This is a genomic window from Streptomyces sp. NPDC059866 (assembly GCF_042731325.1).
In the GTDB taxonomy this organism is placed as follows: domain Bacteria; phylum Actinomycetota; class Actinomycetes; order Streptomycetales; family Streptomycetaceae; genus Streptomyces; species Streptomyces flavusporus.
The window spans coordinates 17,773-38,886 of sequence record NZ_JBHWJT010000031.1; the positions used below are offsets into that span (position 1 = coordinate 17,773).

Annotated in this window: 24 protein-coding genes and 2 pseudogenes; 15 read left to right on the plus strand and 11 right to left on the minus strand. The window is 68.0% G+C overall.

Translation table 11 applies throughout. The features are described from left to right. The first annotated feature begins 321 nt into the window (after positions 1-321). The 6 genes from ACFV7R_RS36125 to ACFV7R_RS36150 all read left to right on the plus strand — a co-directional run bounded on the left by ACFV7R_RS36125 (position 322) and on the right by ACFV7R_RS36150 (position 5,233). Positions 322-1,302: a PstS family phosphate ABC transporter substrate-binding protein gene (locus ACFV7R_RS36125; RefSeq protein ID WP_385271447.1), complete on the plus strand. Its 981-nt coding sequence runs from the start codon at positions 322-324 to the stop codon at positions 1,300-1,302. Continuing rightward, positions 1,299-2,246 carry a phosphate ABC transporter permease subunit PstC gene (pstC, locus tag ACFV7R_RS36130; RefSeq protein ID WP_385271450.1) on the plus strand — a complete coding sequence of 316 codons (948 nt, stop codon included), beginning with the start codon at positions 1,299-1,301 and terminating at the stop codon, positions 2,244-2,246. The genes ACFV7R_RS36125 and pstC overlap by 4 nt, the downstream gene beginning before the upstream one ends. Further along, positions 2,243-3,148, plus strand: coding sequence for a phosphate ABC transporter permease PstA (gene pstA / locus ACFV7R_RS36135; RefSeq protein WP_385271453.1), 906 nt, complete (start codon positions 2,243-2,245; stop codon positions 3,146-3,148). Before pstC ends, pstA begins: the two co-directional genes overlap by 4 nt. 5 nt (positions 3,149-3,153) lie before the next feature. After that, entirely contained in the window at positions 3,154-4,059 is a 906-nt protein-coding gene (gene pstB, locus ACFV7R_RS36140; RefSeq protein WP_385271456.1) for a phosphate ABC transporter ATP-binding protein PstB, read from the plus strand. Positions 4,060-4,117: 58 nt separating this feature from the next. Then, positions 4,118-4,909: a winged-helix domain-containing protein gene (locus ACFV7R_RS36145; RefSeq protein ID WP_385271459.1), complete on the plus strand. Its 792-nt coding sequence runs from the start codon at positions 4,118-4,120 to the stop codon at positions 4,907-4,909. A 132-nt stretch (positions 4,910-5,041) separates the two neighbouring features. Next, positions 5,042-5,233: a hypothetical protein gene (locus tag ACFV7R_RS36150; protein ID WP_385271462.1), complete on the plus strand. Its 192-nt coding sequence runs from the start codon at positions 5,042-5,044 to the stop codon at positions 5,231-5,233. A 30-nt stretch (positions 5,234-5,263) separates the two neighbouring features. Here ACFV7R_RS36150 and ACFV7R_RS36155 read toward each other — a convergent pair whose 3' ends face one another. Beyond that, entirely contained in the window at positions 5,264-5,947 is a 684-nt protein-coding gene (locus tag ACFV7R_RS36155) for a low molecular weight phosphatase family protein (RefSeq protein ID WP_385271464.1), read from the minus strand. 166 nt (positions 5,948-6,113) lie between these two features. Between ACFV7R_RS36155 and ACFV7R_RS36160 the strand changes: the two genes are divergently transcribed. Continuing rightward, the gene (locus ACFV7R_RS36160; protein ID WP_385271467.1) at positions 6,114-6,497 is read left to right on the plus strand and encodes an ArsR/SmtB family transcription factor; all 384 of its coding nucleotides are present in this window, start codon (positions 6,114-6,116) and stop codon (positions 6,495-6,497) included. A gap of 18 nt (positions 6,498-6,515) precedes the next feature. Here the strand turns inward: ACFV7R_RS36160 and ACFV7R_RS36165 are convergent, their stop codons facing one another. The 4 genes from ACFV7R_RS36165 to ACFV7R_RS36180 form a co-directional block, all read right to left on the minus strand. Beyond that, positions 6,516-7,949: an FAD-dependent oxidoreductase gene (locus ACFV7R_RS36165; protein WP_385271470.1), complete on the minus strand. Its 1,434-nt coding sequence runs from the start codon at positions 7,947-7,949 to the stop codon at positions 6,516-6,518. A 70-nt stretch (positions 7,950-8,019) separates the two neighbouring features. After that, complete coding sequence (gene trxA, locus ACFV7R_RS36170) at positions 8,020-8,346, minus strand: thioredoxin (protein ID WP_385271473.1); 327 nt, start codon at positions 8,344-8,346, stop codon at positions 8,020-8,022. Between the two features lie 23 nt (positions 8,347-8,369). After that, positions 8,370-9,356 carry a thioredoxin-disulfide reductase gene (trxB, locus tag ACFV7R_RS36175; protein WP_385271476.1) on the minus strand — a complete coding sequence of 329 codons (987 nt, stop codon included), beginning with the start codon at positions 9,354-9,356 and terminating at the stop codon, positions 8,370-8,372. After that, positions 9,353-9,775, minus strand: a complete 423-nt coding sequence (locus tag ACFV7R_RS36180; RefSeq protein ID WP_385271479.1) for an arsenate reductase ArsC — start codon at positions 9,773-9,775, stop codon at positions 9,353-9,355. The genes trxB and ACFV7R_RS36180 overlap by 4 nt, the downstream gene beginning before the upstream one ends. 116 nt (positions 9,776-9,891) lie before the next feature. On the opposite strand from ACFV7R_RS36180, the gene ACFV7R_RS36185 reads away from it, so the two are divergent. Genes ACFV7R_RS36185 through ACFV7R_RS36195 form a run of 3 tightly spaced genes read left to right on the plus strand, consistent with a single transcriptional unit; the run spans position 9,892 to position 12,064 of the window. Next, complete coding sequence (locus ACFV7R_RS36185) at positions 9,892-10,200, plus strand: ArsR/SmtB family transcription factor (RefSeq protein ID WP_385271482.1); 309 nt, start codon at positions 9,892-9,894, stop codon at positions 10,198-10,200. After that, positions 10,197-11,000 carry an aquaporin gene (locus tag ACFV7R_RS36190; protein WP_385271485.1) on the plus strand — a complete coding sequence of 268 codons (804 nt, stop codon included), beginning with the start codon at positions 10,197-10,199 and terminating at the stop codon, positions 10,998-11,000. The genes ACFV7R_RS36185 and ACFV7R_RS36190 overlap by 4 nt, the downstream gene beginning before the upstream one ends. Beyond that, on the plus strand, positions 10,997-12,064 hold the full coding sequence (locus ACFV7R_RS36195; RefSeq protein WP_385271488.1) for an ArsO family NAD(P)H-dependent flavin-containing monooxygenase: 1,068 nt from the start codon (positions 10,997-10,999) through the stop codon (positions 12,062-12,064). The genes ACFV7R_RS36190 and ACFV7R_RS36195 overlap by 4 nt, the downstream gene beginning before the upstream one ends. Before the next feature lie 17 nt (positions 12,065-12,081). Here ACFV7R_RS36195 and pstS read toward each other — a convergent pair whose 3' ends face one another. Beyond that, positions 12,082-13,143, minus strand: coding sequence for a phosphate ABC transporter substrate-binding protein PstS (pstS, locus tag ACFV7R_RS36200; RefSeq protein ID WP_385271492.1), 1,062 nt, complete (start codon positions 13,141-13,143; stop codon positions 12,082-12,084). A 663-nt stretch (positions 13,144-13,806) separates the two neighbouring features. On the opposite strand from pstS, the gene ACFV7R_RS36205 reads away from it, so the two are divergent. Together ACFV7R_RS36205 and ACFV7R_RS36210 are read left to right on the plus strand one after the other, a co-directional pair. Next, positions 13,807-14,652 (plus strand): hypothetical protein, encoded by an 846-nt coding sequence (locus ACFV7R_RS36205; RefSeq protein WP_385271495.1) that lies wholly within the window; start codon positions 13,807-13,809, stop codon positions 14,650-14,652. Between the two features lie 193 nt (positions 14,653-14,845). Continuing rightward, positions 14,846-14,938: pseudogene (locus ACFV7R_RS36210) on the plus strand (IS5/IS1182 family transposase); the annotation flags it as partial. A 562-nt stretch (positions 14,939-15,500) separates the two neighbouring features. On the opposite strand, the gene ACFV7R_RS36215 reads toward ACFV7R_RS36210, so the two are convergent. From ACFV7R_RS36215 to ACFV7R_RS36225, 3 genes and pseudogenes are all read right to left on the minus strand, one after another. Further along, entirely contained in the window at positions 15,501-16,055 is a 555-nt protein-coding gene (locus ACFV7R_RS36215) for a transposase (protein ID WP_385271498.1), read from the minus strand. After that, complete coding sequence (locus ACFV7R_RS36220) at positions 16,025-16,516, minus strand: helix-turn-helix domain-containing protein (protein ID WP_385271501.1); 492 nt, start codon at positions 16,514-16,516, stop codon at positions 16,025-16,027. The genes ACFV7R_RS36215 and ACFV7R_RS36220 overlap by 31 nt, the downstream gene beginning before the upstream one ends. 278 nt (positions 16,517-16,794) lie before the next feature. Continuing rightward, positions 16,795-16,944, minus strand: a pseudogene (locus ACFV7R_RS36225) (IS701 family transposase); the annotation flags it as partial. Positions 16,945-17,129: 185 nt separating this feature from the next. On the opposite strand from ACFV7R_RS36225, the gene ACFV7R_RS36230 reads away from it, so the two are divergent. Then, positions 17,130-17,993: an IS3 family transposase gene (locus tag ACFV7R_RS36230; RefSeq protein WP_385271504.1), complete on the plus strand. Its 864-nt coding sequence runs from the start codon at positions 17,130-17,132 to the stop codon at positions 17,991-17,993. A 262-nt stretch (positions 17,994-18,255) separates the two neighbouring features. After that, positions 18,256-18,597: a hypothetical protein gene (locus tag ACFV7R_RS36235; RefSeq protein ID WP_385271507.1), complete on the plus strand. Its 342-nt coding sequence runs from the start codon at positions 18,256-18,258 to the stop codon at positions 18,595-18,597. A 12-nt stretch (positions 18,598-18,609) separates the two neighbouring features. Here ACFV7R_RS36235 and ACFV7R_RS36240 read toward each other — a convergent pair whose 3' ends face one another. After that, positions 18,610-19,131 (minus strand): hypothetical protein, encoded by a 522-nt coding sequence (locus ACFV7R_RS36240; protein ID WP_385271510.1) that lies wholly within the window; start codon positions 19,129-19,131, stop codon positions 18,610-18,612. A 127-nt stretch (positions 19,132-19,258) separates the two neighbouring features. Here ACFV7R_RS36240 and cutA point away from each other — a divergent pair, with 127 nt between their 5' ends. Next, entirely contained in the window at positions 19,259-19,585 is a 327-nt protein-coding gene (gene cutA / locus ACFV7R_RS36245) for a divalent-cation tolerance protein CutA (protein ID WP_385271513.1), read from the plus strand. Positions 19,586-19,652: 67 nt separating this feature from the next. Here cutA and ACFV7R_RS36250 read toward each other — a convergent pair whose 3' ends face one another. Continuing rightward, positions 19,653-20,894, minus strand: a complete 1,242-nt coding sequence (locus ACFV7R_RS36250) for a helix-turn-helix transcriptional regulator (RefSeq protein ID WP_385271516.1) — start codon at positions 20,892-20,894, stop codon at positions 19,653-19,655. Positions 20,895-21,114: the final 220 nt, after the last annotated feature.

Sequence of the window (21,114 nt, forward strand, 5' to 3'; positions counted from 1 at the left end):
CCATCGTGGGGCGTCCAACGCGATCCGGCCACCCCGTTGGCGCCGACTGGCGCACACGCCCCACCTATGCACGCCCTGTTCACATTTCACCGCGTGGCACGGACGAACTCATTCTGGACTCGGTTGGGTCACGACCCCCTTTCATCTCATAGAACCAAGATCGATCTATATAGATGAACGGCTATGGTTCATCGTTCGTCGGTCATCTGTACGCCGGAAGTTCACATAGACTGGATTCGATCCAAGTGTCCCCACGGCGCGCGCTGCGCACCTCATCCACACGGCCGGGAAGCCCCGGCGGACACGAGGATCGAGAGTCACGTGAACATTCCCTTTACCTTGCGCCGGGCCAAGGCCCCCTTGGCCCTGACGGCGGCTGTGATGCTGGCTGTGAGCGCGTGCGGCGGTTCCGACGCGGGCTCGAACGGTGACGGCGGTGATGGCGGGCAATTGTCGGGTTCGGTCAAGGTGGACGGCTCCAGCACGGTCGCCCCGCTGACCACTGCCGCGGCCGAGATCTTCGCCGAGGAGCAGTCCAAGGTCCAGGTCACGGTGGGTACTTCGGGAACCGGCGGCGGCTTCGAGAAGTTCTGCAACGGCGAGACCGACATCTCCGACGCCTCCCGTCCGATCAAGGACGAGGAGAAGGCGGCCTGCGAGAAGAAGGGCATCACCTACGAGGAGTTCCAGGTCGCCAATGACGCCCTGACCGTCGTGGTGAACAAGGACGCCGACTGGGTCGACTGCCTGACCACCGAGCAGTTGAAGAAGATCTGGGAACCCGACTCCAAGGTGAACAACTGGAACCAGGTCGACTCGAAGTTCCCGGACGAGCCGCTGAAGCTGTTCGGCGCGGGCACCGACTCCGGCACCTTCGACTACTTCACCGACGCGATCAACGGCGAGGAGGGCGCCTCGCGCACCGACTACTCGCCGACCGAGGACGACAACGTCACCGTGCAGGGCGTCGCGGGTTCCAAGGGCGGGCTGGGCTACTTCGGTTACTCGTACTTCGAGGAGAACACCGACAAGCTGAAGGCGCTGCAGATCGACGGCGGCGAGGGGTGCGTGGCGCCGGGCGTCGAGACCGCGCAGACCGGCGAGTACACACCGCTGTCGCGGCCGCTGTTCATCTACCCCAGCGCCAAGGCGCTCCAGCGGGACGAGGTGCTCGCGTTCGTCGAGTACTACGTCGAGAACCACAAGGTCATCGCCGAGGACGCGAAGTTCATCCCGCTCAACTCCGAGCAGGAGACCGAGCTCAAGGCCGACCTCGACAAGCTGAAGGAATCGGCGCAGTGACCTCGCCGACTCATCTGGCCCCCGCAGGGACCGGGCCACGGTCCCTGCGGCGGGCCCGCCCGCGTTATGGCGAACGGGCCATCCAGGGGCTGCTGCTGACGGCCGCCCTGGTGTCCGTCGCCACGACGGTCGGCATCGTGGTGTCGCTGATCCCGCCCACCGTCGAGTTCTTCGAGCGGGTGAGCTTCGCCGACTTCCTCGGCGGCACCGAGTGGACGGCGCTGTTCAGCTCGCCCCAGTACGGCGTGCTGCCACTGCTGAGCGCCACCATGCTGATCACCGTGATCGCGCTGGTCGTGGCCGTCCCGGTCGGCCTCGGGGCCGCGATCTACCTGAGCGAGTACGCGAACCGGCGCGTCCGTGCGGCGCTGAAGCCCATGCTGGAGGTGCTGGCGGGTGTGCCGACGGTCGTCTACGGCTTCTTCGCGCTCAGCTTCGTCACCCCGCGGCTGCGGGAGTGGTGGCCGGGCGGGACGGGCCCGGACTTCCAGAACGCGCTGGCGGCGGGCCTGGTGATGGGTGTCATGATCATCCCGACGATCGCCTCGCTGTCGGAGGACGCGATGTCCGCCGTACCGGACGCGCTGCGGGATGGGGCGTACGCGCTCGGCTCGGGCCGGCGCACCGTGTCGGTCCGCGTCGTCGTCCCCGCCGCCTTGTCCGGCATCGTCGCCGCCTGCGTGCTGGGCATCTCCCGGGCCGTCGGCGAGACGATGATCGTGGCGATCGCGTCCGGCAACCAGGCCGTGCTCAGCTGGAATCCGCTGGCGGCGATGCAGACCATGACGGGCTTCATCGCCCAGGCCGGGTCGGGCGACGTCCCGGTGGCGTCCTTCGAGTACAAGACCATCTTCGCCGTCGGCGCCCTGCTGTTCGTCATCACCTTCGTGATGAACGTGATCAGTATCCGTCTGGTGCGCAAGTACCGGGAGGTGTATGAATGACCGTCATCCGGGTCACCGAACCACCCGCCCCGGCGGCGCCCCGCAAGCTCGCCGGACCGCGCTTCCGGCCAGGGGAGACCGCCTTCCGTGCCCTGCTGTTGTGCTGCCTGGGCGTCGGGATCGTCTTCCTCGGCGTGCTCATCACCTACGTGCTCGTCGAGGCGTGGCCGCGGCTGGACTCCCGCCTGTGGCAGAACTTCCCCTCCATCCGCCGCCCCGAGAACGCAGGCGCCCAGTCCGCGATCTTCGGCACGATCTGGGTGATTTCCTTTACCGCGCTGTTCTGCCTGCCCACCGGCATCATGGCGGCGATCTACCTGGAGGAGTACGCGGATCCGAACCGCTGGTACAACCGGCTGATCGAGCTGAACATCCAGAACCTGGCCGCGGTGCCCTCGATCATCTACGGCATCCTCGGCCTCGGCCTCCTCGCACGCCAACTCGCCCTCGGCACCACGGTGCTGACGGCCTCACTGACACTGTCGCTGCTCGTTCTGCCGGTCGTCATCATCGCCTCGCGCGAGGCGATCCGGGCCGTACCGCAGTCGATCCGCCAGGCATCGCTGGCACTCGGCGCGACCCGGTGGCAGACCGTCTGGCGGCAGGTCCTGCCCGCGGCCATACCCGGCATCGCCACCGGCTCGATCCTCGCCCTGTCCCGGGCGATCGGCGAAGCCGCGCCGCTGCTGCTGCTCGGTGCCGTGACGTACGTGGCGTTCAACCCGGAGGGTCTGCAGAGCGCGTACACCGTGCTGCCGATCCAGATCTTCGGCTGGATCAGCCAGTCCCGCGAGGAGTTCCACCACCTCGCCGCGGCCGGGATCGTCATCCTCCTGGCCATTCTCCTGATCATGAACGCGGCCGCGATCTGGCTGCGCAACCGCTTCAGCAAGCGTTGGTGACCGCCATGACTGACAACCCCGTTCCCGAGCAGCCGGCCAAGATCCGCGACTCCGTACAGGACCAGGAGCCGGAGGGGCACGCGCTGTCCCTCGCGATCGGCGACCGCCGCCGCGGACATCGCGAACCCTCCCTGGACGACCCGGTGTTCCACATCTCCGACCTGGACGTCTGGTACGGCGACCACCAGGCCGTACGGGATGTGACGATGACCATCGGGCGCCGGCAGATCACCGCGATGATCGGCCCGTCCGGGTGTGGCAAGTCCACCGTGATCCGCTGTTTCAACCGCATGAACGACCTGATCCCCGGAGCTCGCGTCACCGGCAAGGTCGCCTACCACGGGGAGAACCTCTACGACCCCGAGGTCGACCCCATCGAGGTGCGCCGCCGTATCGGGATGGTCTTCCAGAAGCCGAACCCGTTCCCCAAGTCGATCTACGACAACATTGCCTACGGGCCGCGGGTGAACGGGATGAAGGGCAACATGGACGACCTCGTCGAGGAGGCGCTGACCGGTGCCGCGCTGTGGGACGAGGTGAAGGACAAGCTCAAGTCCAGTGCGCTGGCGCTCTCCGGCGGGCAGCAGCAGCGGCTGTGCATCGCCCGCGCGATCGCGGTGCGGCCCGAGGTGATCCTGATGGACGAGCCGTGCTCGGCGCTCGACCCGATCGCCACCGGCCGCATCGAGGACCTGATGGCCGAACTGGCGTACGACTTCACCATCGTCATCGTCACGCACAACATGCAGCAGGCCGCCCGTATCTCCGACTACACCGCGTTCTTCACGGCGGACGTCGACGACAAGGGCGTACGGCACGGGCGTCTCGTCGAGTACGACACCACCGAGAAGATCTTCGAGAACCCCGCGGACCAGCGCACCGAGGACTACATCACCGGCCGCTTCGGCTGACCGATGCCGTATCCGATGTCCGCCCCCTTTGCGCGCTACACGTAAAGGAGTACTACGGGTGACACCCGACGCACACCGGCAACCGGAGACCGCGACCGACAGCGGTCCCGGCGGCCTCCACGACGGCAAAGCCCCCGACCTGCTGCTGGCCGAGGCCGACCCGCAGATCGCAAACAGAGCCCTGGCCCGCTTCACGGCGTCAGGCATACGGACCCTGATCTGCCACGACGGTGCCGAGGCCCTGCTCCAGGTCGGCGCCCGCGGCCCCAAGGCGGTCCTGCTCGGCGCCCCGCTTCCAGTGGTGGGGGCTGTGCAGGTCACCGAGCTGATCGCGAAGCTCCACCCGGTTCCGGTCATCGTCGGCGCCGGACCAGAAGGCGCGGCGGAGGCGACTGCGGCCCTGGAGGCCGGTGCCGTGGCCTTCGTGGCCCGCCCCTACCGCGCCGAAGAGATCGTCCCGCTGCTCAAGGGCAGCCGTCCTACGGCCGATGCGGCGCAGACACTCGTGGTCGGCGACATCGAGCTCGACATCCCCGGCTTCCACGTCCACGTACGGGGCCGGTCGCTCCAGCTGCCGGTCCGTGAATTCCTGCTGCTGCGCTACCTCATGGAGCGCCCCAACAGGGTCATCAGCCGCCGGGAGTTGACCCAGGCCCTGTGGGGCACGGACGCGCTGGACAGCAACACGCTGACTGTGCACGTCCGGCGGGTCCGCAACAAGCTGCGCGACGAGGTGGGCAGCTGCTGCACCATCGACGCCATCCGCGGCATGGGCTACCGGCTGGAGTGTGGGCCCGGAGACTGCGCCGGAACATCGGTGGTGACGGCCCGGCAGGCGCCGACGACGTAGCGATCGACGACGAAGAGACCGGGGAGACCGTCCCGTGTCGGACATGCGGAGGACGAGTCCTACATCGACGTGCCCGTCCGGCCGGTCTTCGGCCTGCGCTGGGCTTCCGTCCGCGGACGGCATCACCTCCCCATGATCGGCACGCTGGTCCACCGCAAGAGGTGGTACTCGTCGAAGGTCCAGGTCCGGTTCTTGCCCACCGGGCAGACGGACTGGCTCGTCTTCACCACCGACTGGACGACCACGGTGGAGATCATCAACGCGGCCACCCTGGCCGAAGCGCGGACTCTCGTCTCGTTCTGCCTGCCGGACGCGGACAAGTAGCGGACAGGTAATCGCCAGGCGGCTGCGCCGTCACTGCTCGGTGGCGGAGGCCGATGGACGGGTACCCATCAGTTCGCGCACCAGCTGCCCGATGCGAGCGTCAAGCGCGTCGCGTACGGAACGGGCGCTCTCAAGGTCCAGGCCGGACAGCTCGGGCAGATCCCAGTCGAGATAGCGGCGGCCGGGCAGCACCGGGCAGGCATCCCCGCAGCCGAGCGTCACCACCACATCGGCCGCATCCACCACCTCGGCGGTCAGCGGCTTGGGGAACTCCTCACCGAGGTCCAGACCCTGCTCGGTCAGCAACCCCCTGACGACTGGGGCGATCTGGTGGCCGGGATCGGATCCTGCGGTCATCACTTCGACCGCGGTGCCCGCCCGGCGGCGCATCAGGGCGGCGGCCAGCTGCGAGCGTCCCGCGTTCTCGGTGCACACGAACAGCACATGCGGGACGGGATGCGGGCACATGCCCGACGCCTTGGCCAGCGCGCGCAGGCGCTGGTCCGCGAAATGCTCCACAAGCACCGGGAGATAGAGGGTGGTGTGAGCCTGCCGGCCCAGCAGCTCCGCGGACTTCTCGACGTACGCCGTGATGGTCTCGCGGGAGAACGAGCGGCCATGGTGCGTGGCCAGCCGCCGCACGATGCGCTCCAGGACCGCGCCGTTGTCCCGCAGGGGCGGAGTGGCAGGACCGAACCGGCTTTGCTCGTCCATGGGGGCCACCTCTTCCTGTTTGCGGCGGAGAACCCTCCCGTCCTCGAATCATAGGCGTCTGTCTATGTCTTGAATAGCGAGATGCGGAAGTGAACCCTGAGTGAACAAGTCATTGGTGGGGGCATCGATCGCCGGGGAACGTGTGAGCGATGCTTAGGATTCATAGATGGCTATCTCTACGTATGGCGAAAGGTCGGAGGCGGTGGCTGACGAAGCGGGGAGCTGCACCCCATCCCTGGCCTGTCTGCTGATCGACCGCGACGAGGCCGAGCGGCTCGCCGTCATGCTCAAAGCCATCGCCGACCCCACCCGCCTGCAGCTGTTCCGCCTCATAGAGCGCGCCCCGAGCGGGGAAGCCTGCGTATGTGACCTGACCGAGTGCCTCGGTCTGCGCCAGCCCACCGTGAGCCACCACCTGAAGGTCATGACCGAAGCCGGACTGCTGGACCGCGAGCGCCGGGGGACCTGGGTCTGGTACTCCGTCAACCAGGACGGGCTGCGCCGCGTGCGCAACATACTGGAACCGGCCCCCGCGGCCGCCACAGCCTGAGCGCGAGGCACGCACGGGTCAGAAGGGGCTCAGCATCCGCCGCTGTACGTCGAGATGGTGCTCGCTCATCCACGCCTGCGCCGCGATCTGGACCGCGTCCCACGGGGAGCTGAGCGGCGGGGTGTAGGACAGGTCGAGGTCGCTGACGCCGTCCACCGGCATGCCGTGGAAGAGGGCGGTGGCGTACGTGTCCACGCGCTTGGCGACCTCGGCGGCGCGCCGTCCGACGAGCTGGGCGCCGAGCAGCAGCCCGCTGTCGGTGTCCCCGGTGACGCGGATGGAGACAGGGGTGGCGCCGGGGAAGTACGCCTTGTGGTCGTCGGGGCGGCTGGCGGTGGTCGCCGGGGCCCAGCCGCGACCGGCCGCCCGGGCCTCGTGCTCGCGCAGGCCCGTACGGGCGGCGACGAGGTCGAAGACCTTGACCACCTGCGTGCCCAGGCTTCCGGCGAACCAGCGGCGGCCGCCGAGTGCGTTCTCCCCGGCGATCCGGCCCTGCTTGTGCGCTGTGGTGCCCAGCGGCAGCCAGGTCTTGCCGAGCAGGCGGTGATGAGTTTCGACGCAGTCCCCGGCGGCGTACACATCGGGCAGCGAGGTGCGCATGTACTCGTCCACCTCGATCGCGCCCTTCATGCCCAGGCGGGCCCCGGCTGTGGCCGCGAGTGTGGTGTCGGGGCGTACGCCGACGACGACCAGGACGAGATCGGCGCTGCGTGTGAAGGTCCTGCCGTCTGGTCCGGTGGCCTGGACGCGGAGCAGGTTGTCTGTCCGCTCGCGGGTGACGGCCGAGACGGTGGTGCCCGTGAGCACGTCCACGCCATGAGCGGTGAGTTCGGTGTGGATGAGGGTGCCGAGTTCCGAGTCGACGGTCGGCAGGACCTCGGGAAGTGCCTCGATCTGGGTGACGTGGAGGCCGCGGGTGGTCAGGGCTTCGGCCATCTCCAGGCCGATGTAGCCGGCGCCGATCACGACGGCGGACTTGGGGCGGCGCTCGGTGAGGGTTCGCATGACCTCGAAGGCGTCGCCCATGCTGTGCAGCAGATGGACGCCGTCGTCCGGGCCGAGGGCCTCGGGACCGGTCAGACCGTCGATGGGCGGGCGCACGCTCACGGCTCCGGTGCCGACGATCAGGGCGTCGTACGGCAGCTCGTCCGCGCGTCCGTCCGCGTCGCGTACGGCGAGTCTCTTGGCGGCGACGTCGATCCCGGTGGCCAGCGTGTCCGTGTGGACCTGCATGCCGGTGGCCTTGAGGTCGGCGAGCGTGCGGTGGGCCAGGTCGCTCCAGTGGCCGACCTCGCCGGAGACGTAATACGGGATGCCGCATATGGAGAAGTTCGGGTACGCGTCGGCGACGACGACGGTGACCTGGCTGTCGGGGTCGAGTTCACGGGCGCGCAGGGCGGCGCTGATGCCGGCGTCGCTGCCGCCGACGGCGACGATGCGCTTGCTGACCAACGGGACCTCCGTCAGAGACCTCTGGGGGCAATGGATCGGCGGGAGCGCCTGAGACGCCCCCCGGGGAGTGTCAGCTGATGTGGTCGGCGAGTTCGCGTTCCAGTGCCGCCTTGGGCTTGGCGCCCACGATGGTCTGGACGACCTCGCCGCCCTTGTAGACGTGCATGGTCGGGACGGACATCACGCCGTACTTCACTGCGGTGTCCGGGTTCTCGTCGATGTTGAGCTTGACGATCTCGATCTTGTCGCCGTGCTCGGCGGCGATCGCCTGCAGGGCGGGCGCGAGTTGACGGCACGGGCCGCACCAGGCCGCCCAGAAGTCGACCAGGACCGGCTTGTCGCTGCTCAGGACGTCCTGCTTGAAGGAGTCGTCCGTCACGCTCTTCAGAGCTGCCATGGTGGCCTCCTCGTGATGGGGGTTCAGACCGTGGCCGGGGTCTTTTCCGGCTCCGTGGGCGTCTCGTGGGCGAGCGCGGCGAGATACCGCTCGGCGTCCAGGGCGGCCTGGCAGCCGCTGGCAGCTGCGGTGATGGCCTGCCGGTAGGTGTGGTCGACGACGTCGCCCGCGCCGAACACGCCCGGGATGTTCGTACGGGTCGACGGGGCGTCCACCTTCAGGTAGCCGCTGTCGTCCAACTCCAGTCGGCCTTTGACCAGTTCGGTGCGGGGATCATGGCCGATGGCGATGAACAGGCCGGTCACGTCGAGGTCGCGGGTGGCGCCGGTGAAGACGTCGCGGAGCACGACGCCGGAGAGCATGCCGTTTGCTTCCTTGATCTCGGCGATCTCGCTGTCGAAGGCGAAGGCGATCTTGTCGTCGGCGAAGGCGCGGTTCTGCATCACTTGGGAGGCGCGCAGGGTGGAGCGGCGGTGCACGACGGTCACCGAGCGGGCGAAGCGGGTGAGGAAGGTGGCCTCTTCCATCGCGGTGTCGCCGCCGCCGACCACGACGATGTCGCGGTCGCGGAAGAAGAACCCGTCGCACGTCGCGCACCAGGAGACGCCCCGACCGGACAGCTCGTCCTCCTTCGGCAGGCCGAGCTTGCGGTAGCCAGAGCCGGTCGCCACGATCACGGCACGCGCCCGGTACACGGTCCCGGCCGTGTCGGTGACGGTCTTGATGTCGCCGGTCAGGTCGACTTCGACGATGTCGTCGTCGATCATCTCGGCGCCGAATTTCGCGGCCTGGGCCCGCATGTTCTCCATCAGCACCGGCCCGTCGATGCCTTCGGGAAAGCCGGGGAAGTTCTCGACCTCGGTGGTCGTGGTCAGTGCCCCGCCCACGAAGATCGTGCCACCGAAGACCAGCGGCCGAAGCTGGGCGCGGGCGGTGTAGAGGGCGGCGGTGTATCCGGCGGGGCCGGAACCGATGACGATGACGTTCCGGATCCCACTGGTTGCGCTCATGCCGTCTTCTCCGGCGCGATCTCCTCGATCAGACCCTCGATCAGCTTCTTGATCTCGTCGCGGATCGGGCGAACGGCCTCGACGCCCTGACCGGCCGGGTCGTCCAGCTTCCAGTCCAGGTATCGCTTGCCGGGGAAGACCGGGCAGGTGTCGCCGCAGCCCATGGTGATGCAGACGTCGGACTCCTTGACCGCGTCCACGGTCAGGATCTTCGGCGTCTCGGCGGAGATGTCGATGCCGACCTCGCGCATGGCCTCGATCGCGGCCGGGTTGACCTGGTCGGCCGGAGCGGAGCCCGCGGAGCGGACCTCGACGCGGTCCCCGGCCAGGTGGCTCAGCCACGCGGCGGCCATCTGCGAACGGCCGGCATTGTGGACGCAGACGAAAAGCACGGACGGCTTGCCGGAAGTCTCGGCCATGAGGGTCTCTCTTGTCTCGCAAGGGAAAACGGGCACGAATCCCGCTGGAAAAAGCGGGCACGCCTCACATCAGTACCCGATGGTGTCATCCACCGCTGATGTGACAGTATCAGCCCATGATGACGTCAGTCGACACTGACCTGATCCGGGTGCTGGCCGACCCGATCAGGCTCCAGATCGTGACCCTGCTCGCCAAAGAGACGCTGTGCACCAGCCACCTGGTGGAGGAGACCGGCGCCAAGCAGACCAACCTCTCCAACCACCTGAGAGTCCTTCGCGAGGCCGGGGTCGTCGAGACCGAGCCGTGCGGCCGCTTCACGTACTACAAGCTCCGCGCGGACGTCATCGCCTCTCTCGCCGGTCGGTTCGCCGGCCTGGCCGAGTCCGCCCGTACCGCCGCCGAAAACAAGAGAGCCTGCCCGTGAGCCACGCCGAAGCCCCCGCGACCGCGGAGTCCGCCATCGCCGTACCCGCCGCCGAGCCGGAGTCCGCGCCGCGGGCAGCCGTACCGGGCGCCGCTGCGTCCCGGGCTCCGCTGCTCGCCCGCACTGCCGCCGAACTGGTGGGCACGGCGGCCCTGGTGACCGTCGTGGTCGGCTCCGGCATCCAGGCCACCGAGCTGACCCGGGACGTCGGCGTACAACTGCTGGCCAACTCCCTGGCCACGGTCTTCGGGCTGGGCGTGCTGATCGCCGTGCTTGGTCCGGTCTCCGGGGCGCATTTCAACCCGGTGGTCACGCTGGCCGAGTGGTGGACCGCCAGGCGTGACGGCGGGCTGTTGCTGCGCGAGGTGTCCGCGTACATCCCCGCCCAGGTCGTCGGCGCCATCGCGGGTGCCGTCCTGGCAGACGCCATGTTCGGCGAACCGCTGGTCGAGTGGTCAACCCACGACCGCTCCGCCGGGCATCTCCTGCTCGGTGAGGTCGTCGCCACGGCCGGCCTGGTCCTGGTGATCTTCGGCCTCGCCAGGACCGACCGGCTGCGCTTCGCGCCGGTCGCGGTCGCCTCCTACATCGGTGCCGCGTACTGGTTCACCTCGTCCACGTCCTTCGCGAATCCGGCGGTGACCATCGGGCGCGCCTTCAGTGACACGTTCGCGGGGATCGCGCCGGGTTCGGTCCCCGCGTTCATCGGGGTGCAACTCGTCGGTGCGGTGGTCGGCCTGGCGCTGGTGGGGCTCATCTTCCTGCCCGGCCGAGCCGAAGCCGACGAGTGGACGGCATGACGGAGACGACGACCCAGGTCGTGGTGATCGGCGGCGGCCAGGCAGGGCTCGCCGCCGGATACCACCTGCGCCGCCTCGGCCTGGAATTCGTCATCCTCGACGCTCAGGCCGAGCCGGGCGGCGCCTGGCCGTATGCGTGGGACTCGCTGCGGCTGTTCTCCCCAGCCGTGTACTCCTCGCTCCCGGGCCGGCTCATGCCGCCGCAAGTCGACGAGGAGTATCCGGACGCCGGGCACGTGGTGACGTACCTGCGCGACTACGAGAAGCGGTACGAACTCCCCGTGCAGCGGCCGGTGCACGTGACCGGTGTACACCGCGAAGGCCCACTCCTGCGCGTGGAGACCCGCACGGGAGCGTGGCGCGCCCGGGCGGTGATCAGCGCAACCGGCACCTGGTGGCGCTCCTTCATCCCCGCCATCGCCGGACGCGGCACTTTCCGAGGCATCCAGTTGCACACTGTCGACTACCGCAGGGCCCGGGAGTTCGCGGGACACCGGGCGATCGTGGTCGGCGGCGGCAACTCCGGCGCGCAGATAGCCGCCGACCTTGCGCACGAGGCGGAGCTGACCTGGGTCACGCGGCGCCGGCCGCGCTTCCTCGCCGACGACATCGACGGCCGAGCCCTCTTCGACACCGCCACCGCCCGCCGTCGCGCCCTCGACGAGGGGCGCACCGACACCGGCGGCGTGGCCTCTCTGGGCGACATCGTCGCCGTACCGCCCGTACGGGAAGTCCGGGACCGCGGCCTGCTCAAAGCCGCACCGATGTTCACGCGCCTCACTCCGGATGGCGTCGAATGGGCCGACGGCGCCCGCGCCCAGGCCGACGCGATCATCTGGTGCACCGGCTTCCGCCCCGCTCTCTCCCACCTCGCGCCGCTCCAACTCCGCGGCTCCCGCGGCCACATCGCCACCACCGGCACCCGGGCGATGGGCGAACCGCGCCTGCACCTGCTCGGCTACGGCGACTGGACCGGCCCCGCCTCCGCCACCCTCATCGGCGTCGGCCGCCCCGCCCGCGACGCGGCCCGCGATATCGCCGAACTCGTTGCGGAAAAAGGGTGATTGCCCCCCTAGGGTCGTCAGCGCAGCGTGTTGATGACCTTGCGCACTTCTGTGGCGACGGATTCCGGCAGTGGTGCGTAGTGGATCCGGGACAGCGGCTCCTGACCCTCCTCGCTGGCCGTGTAGGTCAGGAACGATTTCAGGGCGGGCAGTGTCGCGGGCAGGTTGCCCTCTTCGCACACGATCTCGTAGCTGATCAGGACGATCGGGTACGTCCCCGGCGCCGACGTCTGGTAGTCGAGGCGCAGGATCATGTTCTTGCCGCGGCCGATGACATCGGCGGTGGCGATGCCGGCGGACGCGGTGGTCGTGGACGCTGCCACCGGCTGGGCCGCTCCCGTGTCGATGCGGACGGTGCTCATGCCGAGCTCGCGCGCGTAGGACAGCTCGAAGTAACCGATCGAACCGACCGTGTAGTTCACCGCCGAGGCGACCGCTTCAGATCCGTCCTCCGCGCTGCCACCTCTTCCATGCCACGCCTTCTCCGCAGGGTGCTGCCAGACGTCGGGTGCGGCGCCGGCGAGATACGCCTGGAAGTTCTGGGTGGTGCCCGAGCCGTCGGACCGGTGCACCGGGTTGATGGCCAGCGGCGGCAGTTCGGCGCCGGGGTTCAGCTTCTGGATGGCGGGGTCGTTCCACCTGGTGATCCGCGAGTCGAAGATCCGCGCCAGGGTCTCCGCATCCAGCACCAGCTCGTCCACGTCCGGCAAGTTGTAGCCCATCGCGATCGGGCCGCCGACCAGGGGCAGGTTGATGATCCTGCCGCCCGCGCACTGCGCGCCCAGCCCCACGGCGTCCCGCCCCTCGACCGGGGTGTCGGTGCCCCCGAAGGATGTTGCCCCGCGCCGGAACTGGGCGATGCCGCCACCAGAGCCGATGGGGTTGTACCTGAGCAGCACCATCGGGCAGGCCAGCTGGTACTCCTTGATCCAGTACTCCATCGCGTTCGCCTGAGCGGTCGACCCCGAGCCGGGGACCCTGCCGCTCTTGGCACAGTCGATGTCGGCCACCGGCCCCGCGGACGCTCGGTCCTCGCTCCCGCCCGCACTGCCGTCGCCGCAGCCTGCCAGCAGCAGCATCCCGGCCAGCCCGGCCGCGGCAGTCCGACGGCTTGTCCGGCTTCTGTGTTCCCCGCGTCTGCAACGCACCGTTGCCCCCTCACGTCACCGCGAACAGGGCATAGATGCTCGCCTATGCAACCCCGCGTTCGGGTCACGCACAGACGAACACCGGCTGAAGCGCTGCCGTATCCCCGATGACGCCTGGACAGGTCACGGTCCTTGGTGGGCAAGCTTCCCCGCCCATCAACGGCGTGCCCTCAACATTTCGACGTAAAGGAAGCGCCTTGTGAGTACACACCGCCCACCGTGAAAAGCCGCCCGCCCCGCCCTGGCCGCGGTGCTGGCCGTCCTCGTCGTGCCTGTCCGCAGGAGCGCGCCCGGATGGCCTGCCGACGGGGACCACCATCAGTGAGGCCACCGCCTCTACGAAGGCCGACTGCAACGCCGACGCGGACGAGACCTGGCGATCTGCCGCAACACCGCCGACCCCGACCGCAGCCCCGTCCTGGCCACCGTCAAGAAGGCACCCTGCGCGCGTTGTGCTCGCCATCCGATATCCAGCGAGGGGACGCCCCGCTTTGCCGCTCGCCGCATGATCGCAGTGGATGCCCGCAACACCTCCCGCACGTCGTCGAGTCCGACCTGGTCGTCGCGGACGTCAGCGGCGGCAACCCCAACGTGATGTACGAGCTGGGGCTGCGGCACATCACCGGCAAGCCGACGATCCACATCGGAGAGGCCGGGCAGCTGCCCTTCGACATCGCGTCGATCAGGACGATCCGCTATCAGCGGACGCGCAGCCATCTGGCCGGAGCGCGCAAGGAGATCGAGAGCGCCCTGGAGGCCGGGCTCCGGGACGGCTTCGAACTCCTCACGCTGGCACGGGTGTTGCGCGGACTCCAGACCGGTGACGGAACGGCCTCCGGCCCGGAGGTCGGCGATGGCGGGAAGGGGGAGGACGAGGACTCGCCCGGTCTGCTCGACGACTTCGCCGTGATAGAGGACGGGCTGGACGAGACGGCCGCCGACATGGAGGCGATCACGAAGACGATCGAGACGATTGGAGCGCTGACCGAGCAGTCCGGCACCGAGATGCTCGATCTGACCCAGGCGAACGCGCCCATGAGCGCACGGCTCGCCGCCGTCGCCCGGTATGCGGAGACGATCAGCGCACCGGCGGGCGAACTGAACACCGTCGCCGCCGCGTTCGCGGAGCGGATGGCGACCCTGGACAGCGGGGTGCGGGCCGCGCTGGGGCTCATCGAGATGACGCCGCCCGACGAGCGCGGCGAGGGAGCGGAGGAGTTCCTGGAGCAGCTGATGTCCCTGGACGAGGCCGCGCAGGAGGGTCTGGTGCAGATCGGCTCCTTCGGTACCTCGGCGGGCGCCATGGTCCGGGTGAGCCAGCACCTCCGCAAGCCGGTGAAGAAGATCTCCGCCGCGGTGAAGCAACTGACCTCCGCCATCACGAGGATGGGGGAGTGGGCGGCCAAGGCCCGTGCGCTGGCGCACAGTGCCACCGCGTGACACTGCTCTCGCAGGGACCCGGACCTCCTCAGAGGCCCGGGTCCTGTGCCGTCACGCCTGCTGCTTGCACCCTCACGGGCGGCCGACTGATTGACCTGCGGGTCATTCGCCCTACGGCGGTGGAGGGGCGCAAGCTCCTGCCACGGCAGGAGGTGTGGTTGAAGACGGTGCCGACGCCCCTGTTCTCGGCAGAGTCTCTGCCGCAAACCTCCACGACAGCCAGGCCATCATCCTGCTCGTCCGCGGCGTTCCGCCCATCCGTTCCCGACCCGGCCGCCGCCGGCAGGCAAAGCGGATATGAGGTGCACGTTGACCACAGAGAGTAGCGGCCCCGTGGGATTGCCGATGCCTCCAGGCAACCGACTTCAGGCTTCAGAAGAACCCAAGCTTCTTCGGGCTGTAGGAACAAAGAATGTTCTTCGTCTACTGGTGGCACATCCTGGATGGCGGCGTGACCAGGGAAAATGAGCGTTGGTTTCACGGTAAGCGGAGAGTTGGCCCGAGTGTGGTCCGGATCTTGCTTGACGGGGCAGGCGCGAGCCCGGAGGGTGCTCGCACCGGGGCAGTCGCCCGCTGGCGTGACACTCGGTGCTGCAGTACGGCAGGTAGAGGTGAGCTGCCCCCGAGTTTCGTAGAGTCTGCGGCCTGCCCGGGATCTGCCGAAGATGCGCCAGGACTTCAGTCGTGCGATGCCGCGCTCGGCCGGTGCCCGTGCCGTGGACAGCGCGCGGTCCGCTGCGTCGGTGTGAGCTCGCGGCCCGGTGGGCGTCTGAGGGGTCTCTTCACTCACGAGCTGGCCCCCACGTAAGCCCGCTCGGCGAGGATCGGGACGCCTAGTGCTGGATTCCTCAAACGATGTACGTGTAGCGGCGTCTGAGGGTTCGGGCGGGTGGTACGGGTTTGCCCCAGATCCAGGGTCTGGCGCGGGTGTTGAGCTGGTCGGTGGCGACGCGGGTGGCGTGGGCGATGTGGTCGCGATCGCCGAAGGAGCGGCCGGCCAGAGCGGTCTTGCGGAAGATGCGCCACCAGCCCTCTTGAAGGTTGAGCCAGCAGGCGCCGACCGGGATGAACACGTGCCTGATGCGGGGATGGTCCTCCAGCCAGGTCCGGGTGGACACGCTGTTGTGGGAGGACAGATTGTCGGTGATCACGTAGATGTCCCCGTGCGGGTTGGCGTCCTCGACCAGCTGGAGGAACCGCTGGTAGAAGACACTGTTACGGGAGGTGGCGGTCATCGTGACCTCGTGGCCGTCGCGGACACGTAAGGCGCCGTAGACCCAGGTCTTCTCCGGTCCGCGGGAGTAGTCGATCTCGTTCTTGATGCGGTGTCCGTCCGGTGACCAGCCCGGTGCCGGCGGGAATGCGCGTGGGATCACCGGGCCGAGCTCGTCGGCGCAGACCACCGTCGCGCCGTCGGGCGGGCTGGTGTAGAGCGCGACGATCCGCGTCCTTTTCCCTCGAAGTCCGGATCTTTCGAGCGGGTCCACGAGCGCGTGCGCCGCCAGCGCACTCCCTCGGCCAGCAAGATCCGGCGCACCTGGGAGCGGCTGACCTCGATGCCCAGGTCCCGGGCCGCGGCGGCCAGCGTGTCCAGGGTCCACTCCGAGGGTCCCGACTCGTCCGCGGCCCACATCTCGTTCGACGGCTGCACCTCCAGCCGCCCGGGCGGGGTCAGCTTGACCAGGCCGACGATCCTCGAGCGCTCGGCCTCGGTGATCCTTCGCTTGCGGCCTTGCCCGCCCAGATCCTCCAGTCCCTCCAAGCGATTGAAGCGGTGCAGCCAGCGGCGCACCGTCTTCTGACTGCACCGCAGCTCATCGGCGATCTGCGGGACCAGCCACCCGTCCCAACTCAGCTCCACCACAACCTTCGGCGCCTTTCTGGCCGACGTCAGACGGTGAACCACCGCTTGCTCGCCCTCGTCACGGCCCGGCCGTGCCCGTAACACCATGACCCAGCACCCGCCCCCGAGCACCCGCAACCACCCCGCTACCAGCAGCTATACCCACTGAAAGCGGAATCCAGCAGTAGTAGTGCTTGGTCAGGTTCTTATGGGTGTGGGTATGTCGCGGTGGCAGGTGGGGCAGACAGCGGTCCGGGTGGCAAGGAGGGTCTGCAGCTCGCAGATGGCCTGATAGGGACTCAGTCCCGCGCTGCGTCTTTTGGGTCTCGTGCCAGCCGTCGCAGGGCGCAGAATGCGTGGGCGGCGGAGACGAGGGTGACGTGGTGGTGCCAGCCGCCCCAGGTGCGGCCCTCGAAGTGGGCCAGTCCCAGGGCTTGTTTCATCTCCCGTGAGGGGCCCCGAAGTTTCCGGACAGGGACCCAATAAGGTTGTCCTGAACAGGAAACGAGGATGAAGTGGCGCCACCCAGTAAGTACTCGCCGGAGTTCCGCGAGGAAGCCGTCCAGATCGCGTTGAGGTCGAGCAAGACGATCTCCTAAGTCGCCGGGAACTTGAGCTGAACCCCATCGACGAGATGCGGCTCGACACCGAGGAGTACGCATACAGCGTCGAGTTCATGTGCGGCCGACTCGGCGTATCCAGATCCGGCTACTACGACTGGCGATCCCGCCCGGAATCCGCGACGGCCCAACGGCGTGACGAACTGAAGCTGCTCATCACGAAAGCCTTCGACATGTCCGATGACACCTACGGGCACCGGCGCATCCAGGCCCAGCTGGACCGTTGGGGCGTCGCCGCGGGCCCGGAGCTGGTCCGCCGTCTCATGCGTGAACTGGGCTTGGTGCCGTGCCAGCCCCGGCCGAGGAGGTTTGGCCTCACGCAGGCCGCGGCCAGCCAGGTGCCGGACCTCGTCGGCCGCGACTTCACGGCGGATGCGCCCGGCAAAAAGCTCGTCCGCGACATCACCTACATCGCGACCGGGGAAGGCTGGCTGTACCTCGCGATGGTCATCGACTGCTGCACGAAGGATGTGATCGGTTACGCGATGGACGACCACTACCAAACCTCTCTGATATCCGGGGCCATACGTAACGCGGCCCGGAACAGAAGGCTCGCCAAGGAGGCGATATTCCATTCGGACCGCGGAAGTAATTACATGTCCGCCGAGTTCGCGGAGACACTTGACCGGCTCGGGCTTCGCAGGTCTGCCGGGCGTACCGGGATCTGCTTCGACAACGCCATGGCCGAATCGTTCTTCGGATCCCTGAAGAACGAGCGTGTATCACGCGTGACTTACCTGACCCGCGAAGCAGCCCGGCAGGGCATCACCCGGTACATCGATTTCTGGTACGATCGCAAACGCCTTCACTCGGCAGTGGGTTACCGACCTCCGCGCGAAGTCCACGCCGAGTACGAGAAGTTGCGAATCGCCGCGTGAAATGAAAGGTCAGACACCTGTCCGGAAAACGCGAGGCCCCTCATCCAGCAGTTCCCAGCGGGCATCGGATAGATCGCTGGGATACGGGCGGTGTCGCGTCATGTTTTGGTACTACCGCCGGGCGCGGTGCGTCCACAGGGCGCAAACGGCGCCAACCAGCTGCGTCGCGACGGGGACGCTCGTCATCTGCGTAATACGCTCACGCGTACGGCCCAAAGCTGGTTCCCCGTCCGGATCCGGGCCGTACCTCGTAATGAGGGATGTGAACCTGGTTGACGAGTTCCAGCGGTCGTGGCTGCTCGCGCAGCTCGGCCCGGATACCGACCTGGCCGATCTGGAACGCCGCTTCTTCCGCCTGCGGTGGGTGCGCGCCGTCGCGCTTGAGGTACTGGGCGAGCGCCACGCCAAGCTCCTCGCCGACCCGCTGAAGGTCACCGTGGACGGCGTAGCGACCATGGACCTTCAGGAGAACCTGCGCGGCATCGAGCGGCAGATCGATCAAGTTCGCCAAGCCCCGGCCCCGGACGACCGGGGTGAGGAAGACGAGGAAGCGGAGTGGGTGATGGCGGTGACGTGGCTGACGCCTGCGCGCCGCTACCGGTAGACCGCACGCGGGTTACTCCGGCTTCTCCATCGTCTTGAACCGCTCGCGACGCTGTTCCAAGGGAAGGCGCAGCTCCTCTTCCGAGATTTCGTTGCGGCTGCCTCCGCCCCATTCAGTCAGGTACGTCCCCATGCCCCCGGGGATGTCGTCGATTCGAGTCACGATCAGGCAGTCCCCAGCCCACTCTCCGAACTCGAGGCCCAGGCGCTCGCCTTCTCGCTCGGCGCGTCCGGAGGCCAGTCTCTTGCCGTCCTCGTCGTATATGACGGTCTCTTCTTCGGAGGCGGCCGTGCGGACGCAGCTGTCTGGTGTCGAGCCCGGAACGGTGTGCTCCTCGTCCTGTACCCCTACCGTGTAGGCGGTGAACGGGCTGCGGTCGACCCACGGAGCCCACACCCAAAGTGCGACGCCAGCGGTGACAGCCACGACGCCGCCGACAGCAGCCCACATCGGTATGCGTCGCCAGCCCTTCTTCGGGGTCTTTGTGAGCGACACCGGCGCTGGTTCGGTTGCGGCTTCCCCACCCTCAGTCATGCAGCGAATCATGCCAGCCCAGGCTCTGCCTGAGGTGCTGGGCCCCACACCTGAAACGACGGGGAACGGGCGAGTACCACAGGCGGCTGGGTAGGGTCGCGGTACACCGAGCGGGAGAGGTAGTTGCATGGCCAACGAAGTTGTGATCGCGCAGACGACCATCGATGAAGAGGACCAGGCAAGGGCGCTGGCACGGGGTGCGGTCGAGAGCAAGTTGGCAGCCGGCGTTCATATCGACGCGCCGATTACCGCCGTCTACTGGTGGAAGAACAAGGTCGAAACGGCGCGTGAGTGGCGTATCTCGTATATGACGACGACAGACCGTCTTCCGCAGCTGGAGGCGTGGCTGTCCGAGAAGCACCCGTACGAGGTTCCCCAGTGGATCACGCTGCCTGTGACCGGCGGGTCAGAGGCGTACCTGTCCTGGGTTGTTGAGGAGACGACGCGGGACTGACGAGCGACGTGCCGCGTGACGGCGTTCGTGTCCTGGGCTTGCCCGTGTACCGAATGAGGGGATCGGCTCAGGACGCGAACTGCCGTAAGTGAAGGGCGAGTTCCCTCTCACTATCAGGGAGCCACACGGCGATTGTCGCGGCGCGTTCTTTGCCCATCGTGTTGGGCTTGGCTTGTGACGCGGCCGTGAACTGGCGTGATACGTAGACGCCTTGTTCGATGTCGCCTCCGCGCAGCAAGGCCGAGGCAAGATCACCGAGTACGACGACGCCGCCGTCCGGTAGTTCGTCCCCGAGGCGTTGGACCGCGGTGTCGGCCGTGGCGGTGAGTTCGGATCGCCCCAACTGCCCGTACACGGACAGAGCCAAGGAATCCATCCGGTACGGCGTCACGAACCGAACCCACGCCTGCTCGCTGGTGTGATCCGCGAAGTCGTAAGCGAAGCATGCTCGATCCAGCGCACGCAGTGCCTCTGCCTCGTCGCCGAGCGCGGCAGCTTCCTCTGCCTGTCTGCCGAGGACCCACGCTGCGGCGGTCGCGTTGCCGTGGCCGCGCACATCCAGGACAGCTTGGGACAGGAGTTCCAGTTTCTTCTTCGGCGTGGGGGCCCCGTAGCTGGCGTAGGTGAGGGCCAAGGCTCGGAGGGGAGGATGCCCAGCCTTCGCCGCGCACTCAGACGTGACGTCGTAGTAGGCGCCGGCCTTGTCGTGCTCGCCCCGGTCCCAGGCTACCCATCCGGCAAGGGCGGCGGTTTCTCCGGCGGCGATGGTAAGAGCCCGTTCGTGTTCGCCGGCGTGAGGCAGAGCCGCAGTGATCGCGTCAAGGTGCGACTCGACAGTGCTTTGCAGGCGGCGAGCACTGAGGTTGAGTTCCTGGACGTGCAGTTCAGCAGCTCGGTTGATGAGCGCGACCGCAGAGGGCGTATCGATCTTGGAGCCCTTGCTGAGGGCGAAGGCGAGCCGCCCCCAGGGCTCGGCAGCTGCGCTCAAGCCGATGACGGCGCTGCCCAGCAGCTCGCGGCGCTTCACGTCGTCCTGGTCCTCCACTTCACGGACGTGCCCCTTCCTCCGTCGGGCGCGGGCGGCCTTGGCCTCCCGCAGTAGTTCCTCGAAGGGGACGCCGCAGGCCACCGCGATGTGGGCGAGTGTGTGGTTGGTAGGGACGTTCTCAAACTTCTCATAGCGGCTGACCTCCCGGCGGGTCATGGTGTCCCGGCCGGAGACAGCGTTGATCGCGTCTGCCTGCTGCTCTTGCGTCCGGCCTGCTTCCTTCCGGAGCCGGAGGAGTAGTTCGGCGAACGGATCTGGCATAAGTGTGACCTCTGTCGTGGGCGGAATCCAATCATGGCCTCAATTCCCCTCTGGATTTCCCCCCTTGACAGATTTTTCCCCCGCTGGATTCCCCTGGTAGGCGGCTTCGCAGCGCGGTGCGATGGGTGCATGACCAGGCTCCAAGAGGCGACCCCGCCGGGCGGGGGCACGGACAGCTTTGCGGCCGCAGCACTCGCGTCAGGCGCGCTGCGCCCTGCCG

Bases quoted from the DNA above. Each gene is read 5' to 3' on its own strand.
- pstA (WP_385271453.1), top strand. From the start codon at position 2,243: ATGACCGTCATCCGGGTCACCGAACCACCCGCCCCGGCGGCGCCCCGC.
- pstB (WP_385271456.1), top strand. From the start codon at position 3,154: ATGACTGACAACCCCGTTCCCGAGCAGCCGGCCAAGATCCGCGACTCC.
- ACFV7R_RS36150 (WP_385271462.1), top strand. From the start codon at position 5,042: ATGATCGGCACGCTGGTCCACCGCAAGAGGTGGTACTCGTCGAAGGTC.
- ACFV7R_RS36155 (WP_385271464.1), bottom strand. From the start codon at position 5,947: ATGGACGAGCAAAGCCGGTTCGGTCCTGCCACTCCGCCCCTGCGGGAC.
- ACFV7R_RS36160 (WP_385271467.1), top strand. From the start codon at position 6,114: ATGGCTATCTCTACGTATGGCGAAAGGTCGGAGGCGGTGGCTGACGAA.
- trxA (WP_385271473.1), bottom strand. From the start codon at position 8,346: ATGGCAGCTCTGAAGAGCGTGACGGACGACTCCTTCAAGCAGGACGTC.
- trxB (WP_385271476.1), bottom strand. From the start codon at position 9,356: ATGAGCGCAACCAGTGGGATCCGGAACGTCATCGTCATCGGTTCCGGC.
- ACFV7R_RS36180 (WP_385271479.1), bottom strand. From the start codon at position 9,775: ATGGCCGAGACTTCCGGCAAGCCGTCCGTGCTTTTCGTCTGCGTCCAC.
- ACFV7R_RS36185 (WP_385271482.1), top strand. From the start codon at position 9,892: ATGATGACGTCAGTCGACACTGACCTGATCCGGGTGCTGGCCGACCCG.
- ACFV7R_RS36195 (WP_385271488.1), top strand. From the start codon at position 10,997: ATGACGGAGACGACGACCCAGGTCGTGGTGATCGGCGGCGGCCAGGCA.
- pstS (WP_385271492.1), bottom strand. From the start codon at position 13,143: ATGCTGCTGCTGGCAGGCTGCGGCGACGGCAGTGCGGGCGGGAGCGAG.
- ACFV7R_RS36205 (WP_385271495.1), top strand. From the start codon at position 13,807: ATGTACGAGCTGGGGCTGCGGCACATCACCGGCAAGCCGACGATCCAC.
- ACFV7R_RS36230 (WP_385271504.1), top strand. From the start codon at position 17,130: ATGCGGCTCGACACCGAGGAGTACGCATACAGCGTCGAGTTCATGTGC.
- ACFV7R_RS36240 (WP_385271510.1), bottom strand. From the start codon at position 19,131: ATGACTGAGGGTGGGGAAGCCGCAACCGAACCAGCGCCGGTGTCGCTC.
- cutA (WP_385271513.1), top strand. From the start codon at position 19,259: ATGGCCAACGAAGTTGTGATCGCGCAGACGACCATCGATGAAGAGGAC.
- ACFV7R_RS36250 (WP_385271516.1), bottom strand. From the start codon at position 20,894: ATGCCAGATCCGTTCGCCGAACTACTCCTCCGGCTCCGGAAGGAAGCA.